Raw genomic sequence first — 6,570 nt, forward strand, 5'->3', positions numbered from 1 at the left:
GATAAATATGCCGTGAATAATCATCAAAAAATAGATGACGCCAAGAAATACACCCCAGTTTTTTCCCAGGTAATGACTGATAATATCGGTATAGTCATTACAAGTTTCACTTTCTGATAATGTTTTTAAATAAATATCCTGCACAATATAGGTTGCTGGATAGGCAATAATAAAGGCGACGATAAATACCCAAATGCCTGTTAAGCCTATTTGTACCGGCATCAGTACCGTTCCGGCACCAATTGCCATACCGATACACAGTAATACCCAGCCAAAGTCATATTTCGTAAACGGTATTTTCTTTGAGAATGGTACGGTGGTTGCTGTATTGTTGCTTAGTTGTAATGTGTCGTCCTGCATAGAACCCCCTGCCCAAAATACGCGCACTCCCCGAAACAGGATTGCGCGTATTACCAGACTGTTGTGCCTTGATTCTCAACAACCTGAACCGATCGGCGTCGGTTCAGGTCATAATGGTCAGAATGTTGCCTTTCTGATGGCGTGTTCAAGGTCGTTAATAATATCTTCTGGATCTTCAAGACCCACAGAAAGACGGATAAGCCCGTCGGTAATACCTGCTTTAAGCCGTTCCTCTGGCGCAACGGGCGAATGTGTCATAGACGCTGGGTGCTGAATGAGGGTTTCGGTATCACCGAGACTGACCGCGAGGAGGCACAATTCTACAGAATTGATCATCCGTCTGCCAGCCTCGAGGCCGCCGGCAATCTCGAAGCTGATAATTCCTCCTGGCAGGCTCATCTGCCGCTGGCCCAGCTCATACTGCGGGTGTGAAGACAAGCCAGGATAATAAACGCGGGTAATGGATGGATGCCCCTCGAGGAAGCGGGCGATTTTCAATGCGTTTTCACAGTGGCGTTCCATACGTATGCCCAGTGTTTTAACGCCGCGTAGCGTCAGCCACGCGTTGAAAGGACTCATGCAGCCGCCGGTGATATCTTTCAGACCAACAAACCGCGCCTGGTCAATAAACTCCTGCTTACCAACAATGATGCCGCCAATCACGTCTCCGTGACCGTTGATATATTTAGTGACGCTGTGCACCACAATATCCGCGCCTAACTGTAAAGGCTGCTGGCAGTACGGTGACATAAAGGTGTTATCCACCACCAGCATTGCGCCTTGTTGATGGGCGATACCGGCTACCGTTTCAATGTCGACCAGCGACAGCGTCGGGTTAGCGGGCGTTTCGATATACACTACTTTGGTTTCCGGGCGCATGGCGGCGCGGATTTCTTCAGGCTTTGCCGCATCGACGAAGCTGACGTTAATCCCAAACTTCGGCATGCTGTGCGACAAAAACGCGTGGGTGCAGCCGTAAATCGCGCTGGCGGAAACGATATGGTCGCCCTGTTGGCACAACGTCAGCAGCGTGGTGGTGATGGCAGAAATACCGGATGCGGTTGCCAGCCCGGCTTCACCTCTTTCCAGTACCGCCAGCTTTTTCTCCAGCGCATCGGTGGTGGGGTTACCCAAACGGGTGTAAATGTACCCGGACTCCTCGAGCGCAAAGCGGGCGGCACCTTGTTCGGCGCTGTCAAAAACAAACGTTGAAGTCTGGAAAATAGGCGTACTGAGCGCGCCAGTAGAAGGGTCGGGTTGTTGCCCCGCGTGAACGATCTGGGTGTTGAATCCGTAAGTACGACAGTCAGACATGATATCTCCTTTGATTCGGAACAGAACAGCTCACAGTCAAATAGCAATCGCTGTGCCAGAAAATGAATGTATAGATATCAATGAGATATGTCTTTTTCTGTATTGATGAGCGGCAGGAATGTTGCCAACTGGCAAGAATCTTTCCAGCGTAATGGTGAGAAAACAGGTGAAATGCGAGGCGCTACGCAGAGCCGCGTATTGCGCAGTGATATGGCAAGTGGGCTACCGTAGAATCAGCGGCAAGCCGGTAATTCCCGGTGAGGCGCAATGTTGCGGGGGCTTGATCCCCGGCGGCATCGGTTGCTGGAAAGAGAAAACCCCCGCACGTTGTTCGGTATAAACCTGGCAACAAAACGGGGGCTAACTTGACTCCAGACAAGTTAAGAATAGCCGCGAACAGTTGCCATTGCAACACAGGCGGCTATATGACGCTCGCACAGTTAGGCGTGGCCTTCTGGCACGATTTAGCGGCTCCGATCATCGCTGGCATTATTGCCAGCCTGATTGTGAGCTGGCTGAGTAACAGGAAGTAATGCACCTTGCGGGCGTCTGTCTGCCGTGATGGCAACATGCGCCCGAACCAGGCCGCAGGGGGGAACCTTGCGGCCTTTTTCGGCTTAAATGCAGATAAATCTCGTCGCCAGGTGCCTATCCTGTCGGGATAATGCATGCTGGGAAGTTTTCAGATACCGCCTCTCTTAATACCGCTACGATCGGGTATACTCTGACGGCAGTTTCGTCTATCCGTGGAGAGTCAGTTTGCGTGTCAGTCGCTCGTTAACAATTAAGCAGATGGCAATGGTTGCGGCCGTTGTCATGGTGTTTGTGTTTATTTTTTGCACCGTTTTGTTGTTCCATCTGGTCCAGCAGAATCGCTACAACACGGCTACGCAACTGGAAAGTATCGCTCGCTCCGTCCGTGAGCCTCTGTCGGGCACGATCCTGAAAGGGGATATTCCCGAAGCAGAAGCTATTTTAAGAAGTATTCGACCAGCAGGCGTGGTCAGCCGCGCCGATGTGGTGCTTCCCAATCAGTTTCAGGCGCTGCGGATGAGCTTTATTCCTGAACGCCCGGTTCCGGTTACGGTGACTCGCCTGTTTGAACTTCCGGTACAAATTTCGCTGCCGGTCTATTCTCTTGAGCGTTCAGCGAATCCGCAACCGCTGGCGTATCTGGTGCTGCAGGCGGATTCGTACCGTATGTACAAGTTCGTGATGAGTACGCTCTCCACGTTAGTGACCATTTACTTACTTCTCTCGTTAATACTCACGGTAGCCATCTCATGGTGTATTAACAGATTGATTTTGCATCCATTACGTAAAATAGCGCGTGAGCTGAACGACATTCCCCAGCAGGATCTGATTGGCTATCAGCTGGCATTGCCGCGTCTGCATCAGGACGACGAGATTGGCCTGCTGGTGCGTAGCTATAACCTCAATCAGCAACTGATTCAGCGCCGCAGTGAAGAGCAAAGCGACCATTCAATGCGGTTCCCGGTTTCTGAGCTGCCCAACAAGTCGTTTCTGATGGCGCTGCTGGAGCAGGTTGTGAACCGCCAGCAGACAACGGCGTTGATGATTGTCACCTGCGAAACCCTGCGTGATACCGCGGGTGTGTTATCCGAGACCCAGCGGGAAATCCTGCTGCTTACGCTGGTTGAAAAGCTGAAGTCAGTATTGGCCCCCAGAATGGTGCTTACCCAGGTGAGCGGCTATGACTTTGCCATCATCGCACATGGTGTGAAAGAACCCTGGCACGCTATTACGCTAGGTCAGCAAGTACTCACTATCGTTAACGAGCGATTACCGATTCAGGGCATTCAACTCCGTCCAACCTGCAACATTGGGGTGGCGATGTTTAATGGCGATTTGACCGCAGAACAGCTTTACCACCGCGCACTCTCAGCCGTGTTAACGTCGCGTCACAAGGGTAAAAACCGGATTCAGTTCTTTGACCCGTTGCAGATGGAAGAGGCGCAACAGCGTTTGACGGAAGAGAACGATATTCTTACCGCGCTGGATAACCATCAGTTTGCGCTCTGGATGCAGCCGCAGGTGGAGATGTCCAGCGGTAAGGTATTGAGCGCAGAAGCATTATTGCGAATGCAGCAGCCAGACGGAAGCTGGGAACTGCCAGAAGGGTTAATCGACAGGATTGAGTCCTGTGGCCTGATGGTGACGGTCGGTTACTGGGTGCTGGAGGAGACATGCCGCCAGCTGTCAGCCTGGCAGGAACGCGGCCTGATGCTGCCGCTCTCGGTGAACCTGTCTGCGCTACAGCTGATGCATCCGAGTATGGTGTCGGATCTGCTGGAGTTGCTAAACCGCTATCGCATCAAGCCTGGGACGTTGATTCTGGAAGTGACCGAAAGCCGGCATATTGATGATCCTAACGCCGCTGTGGCTATTTTACGCCCGCTGCGCAACGCGGGTGTGCGTATCGCGCTGGACGATTTTGGTATGGGCTATGCGGGTCTTCGGCAGCTGCAGCACATGAAGTCGCTCCCGGTGGATGTACTCAAAATCGATAAGATGTTTGTCGATGGCGTCCCTGAAGATTGCAGCATGATCTCCGCCATCATTCAGTTAGCACATAGCCTCAATTTGCAGATGATCGCTGAGGGCGTCGAAACCGAAGCGCAACGCGAATGGTTATCACAAGCGGGGGTAGAAGTGGCACAAGGGTTCCTGTTTGCCCGGCCGGTTCCGGCGAATATCTTCGAAGAACGTTATCTGACGCCGAAAAACGCTGATTACAAAAGTTAAAAAAGGTCTCGCTTGTGCGAGCCAGCTCAAAATTTTTAACATTTCTGTATCAATTATGATCCAGCCGCATTTCTGTCATGTTGTGTGGGTGTTACTTTAAGGCCGCAGGTTAAACAAAACCTTACAAGACCTGTGGTTTTTACTTTAAGGACACCCTATGAAAACCTCTATATTCAAAAGCCTTTACTTTCAGGTCCTGACAGCAATTGCCATAGGTATTCTCCTTGGCCATTACTACCCTGAATTAGGCGCCCAAATGAAGCCACTTGGTGATGCTTTCGTTAAGCTCATCAAAATGGTCATCGCACCTGTCATCTTCTGTACTGTCGTGACCGGCATTGCAGGCATGGAAAGTATGAAAGCCGTAGGCCGCACCGGTGCGGTTGCACTGCTTTATTTTGAAATTGTCAGTACGATTGCGCTGATCATCGGCCTTATCATCGTCAACGTGGTGCAACCCGGTGCCGGTATGAACGTCGATCCGGCGACGCTGGATGCCAAAGCGGTTGCGATTTACGCCGAACAGGCAAAAGACCAGGGGATCGTAGGCTTCCTGATGGATATTATCCCGGGTAGCGTCATTGGCGCGTTCGCCAGTGGCAACATCCTGCAGGTATTGCTGTTTGCGGTTATGTTTGGTTTTGCGCTGCATCGTTTAGGTAGCAAAGGCCAGATGATTTTCAACGTGATTGAAAGCTTCTCGCAGGTTATTTTTGGCATCATCAACATGATCATGCGCCTGGCGCCGATCGGTGCTTTCGGTGCCATGGCCTTTACCATCGGTAAATATGGCGTCGGGACGCTGGTGCAGTTGGGTCAGTTGATCATCTGTTTCTACATCACCTGTATTCTGTTTGTGGTTGTGGTGTTGGGCTCGATTGCGCGCGCAACCGGCTTCAGCATTTTCAAATTCATCCGCTATATCCGTGAAGAACTGCTGATCGTTCTGGGCACCTCTTCTTCCGAGTCCGCGCTGCCGCGTATGCTCGATAAGATGGAAAAACTGGGCTGTCGCAAGTCGGTTGTCGGGTTGGTTATACCCACGGGCTACTCGTTTAACCTTGATGGGACATCAATCTATCTGACGATGGCGGCGGTGTTTATCGCTCAGGCCACCAACAGCCATATGGATATCTTCCATCAGATAACCCTGCTGGTGGTGCTCCTGCTCTCTTCAAAAGGTGCTGCGGGTGTGACCGGGAGTGGCTTCATTGTTCTGGCCGCGACTATCTCCGCTGTGGGCCATTTGCCGGTTGCTGGCCTGGCGCTGATTCTCGGTATTGACCGCTTTATGTCTGAAGCCCGTGCGCTGACTAACCTGGTCGGTAACGGTGTGGCAACTGTTGTAGTAGCGAAATGGGTGAAAGAACTGGACCATAAAAAGCTGGATGATGTGCTGAATAATCGTGCGCCGGATGGCAAAACGCACGAAATATCCTCTTAATCTCTCCACTTATGCCCGTAGTCCCTTCCAGGACTGCGGGCGTTTGCGCATAATTAACCCCTGTGCCTGAAACCGCCGATTCGGCGGCGTCGGGATTTTTTCACTTCCTCCGTGACATTTTTATGTTCTTGCGGTCTAACACGAAGTGTTTTTAACGTCATATTCAGAGAGTCCTCTCGCGGGCTGTCTTTTTATTTCCAGGATAGTTGATCAGGGGTTCACATGCAGGGCACAAAAATTCGACTTTTAGCGGGCGGCTTGCTGATGATGGCCACTGCCGGCTATGTGCAGGCAGATGCGCTCCAGCCTGACCCGGCGTGGCAACAGGGCACGCTGGCAAATGGTTTACAGTGGCAAGTCTTAGCCACTCCCCAGCGCCCCAGCGACCGTATTGAGGTTCGCCTGCTGGTCAATACCGGTTCACTCACCGAAAGTACACAACAGAGTGGTTTCAGCCATGCGATCCCGCGTATCGCGCTGACGCAAAGCGGTGGCCTCGATGCTACGCAAGCCCGTTCTCTGTGGCAGCAGGGGTTCGATCCCAGTCGTCCCATGCCGCCCGTTATCGTTTCCTATGATTCCACGCTATATAACCTCAGTCTGCCTAACAGCCGCAACGATCTGCTGAAAGAGTCACTTTCTTATCTGGCGAATATTTCCGGTAATCTGAGCATCACCCCTGAATC

4 protein-coding genes and 2 pseudogenes are annotated in these 6,570 nt (G+C 51.8%); 4 read left to right on the forward strand and 2 right to left on the reverse strand.

The genetic code is table 11. From position 1 onward, the window contains the following. Positions 1 to 360, reverse strand: a pseudogene (locus tag KQJ19_RS21535) (aromatic amino acid transport family protein); the annotation flags it as partial. A 117-nt stretch (positions 361 to 477) separates the two neighbouring features. Then, positions 478 to 1,674, reverse strand: coding sequence for a methionine gamma-lyase (gene megL / locus KQJ19_RS21540; protein ID WP_216404114.1), 1,197 nt, complete (start codon positions 1,672 to 1,674; stop codon positions 478 to 480). Positions 1,675 to 2,099: 425 nt separating this feature from the next. On the opposite strand from megL, the gene KQJ19_RS21545 reads away from it, so the two are divergent. From KQJ19_RS21545 to KQJ19_RS21560, 4 genes and pseudogenes are all read left to right on the forward strand, one after another. Next, positions 2,100 to 2,207, forward strand: a complete 108-nt coding sequence (locus KQJ19_RS21545; RefSeq protein ID WP_200046824.1) for a type I toxin-antitoxin system toxin Ldr family protein — start codon at positions 2,100 to 2,102, stop codon at positions 2,205 to 2,207. 226 nt (positions 2,208 to 2,433) lie between these two features. Next, a complete protein-coding gene (gene hmsP, locus KQJ19_RS21550) occupies positions 2,434 to 4,440 on the forward strand; it encodes a biofilm formation regulator HmsP (RefSeq protein ID WP_032931922.1) in 2,007 nt (668 codons plus the stop codon). Between the two features lie 157 nt (positions 4,441 to 4,597). Next, positions 4,598 to 5,884 (forward strand): C4-dicarboxylate transporter DctC, encoded by a 1,287-nt coding sequence (dctA, locus tag KQJ19_RS21555; RefSeq protein ID WP_003023301.1) that lies wholly within the window; start codon positions 4,598 to 4,600, stop codon positions 5,882 to 5,884. Positions 5,885 to 6,106: 222 nt separating this feature from the next. Beyond that, positions 6,107 to 6,570, forward strand: a pseudogene (locus KQJ19_RS21560) (insulinase family protein); the annotation flags it as partial.

Source organism: Citrobacter sp. S46_ASV_140 (assembly GCF_018919545.1).
GTDB lineage: Bacteria > Pseudomonadota > Gammaproteobacteria > Enterobacterales > Enterobacteriaceae > Citrobacter > Citrobacter braakii.

Coding starts and splice junctions, on each gene's coding strand:
- megL (WP_216404114.1), bottom strand. CDS start 1,674: ATGTCTGACTGTCGTACTTACGGATTCAACACCCAGATCGTTCACGCG.
- KQJ19_RS21545 (WP_200046824.1), top strand. CDS start 2,100: ATGACGCTCGCACAGTTAGGCGTGGCCTTCTGGCACGATTTAGCGGCT.
- dctA (WP_003023301.1), top strand. CDS start 4,598: ATGAAAACCTCTATATTCAAAAGCCTTTACTTTCAGGTCCTGACAGCA.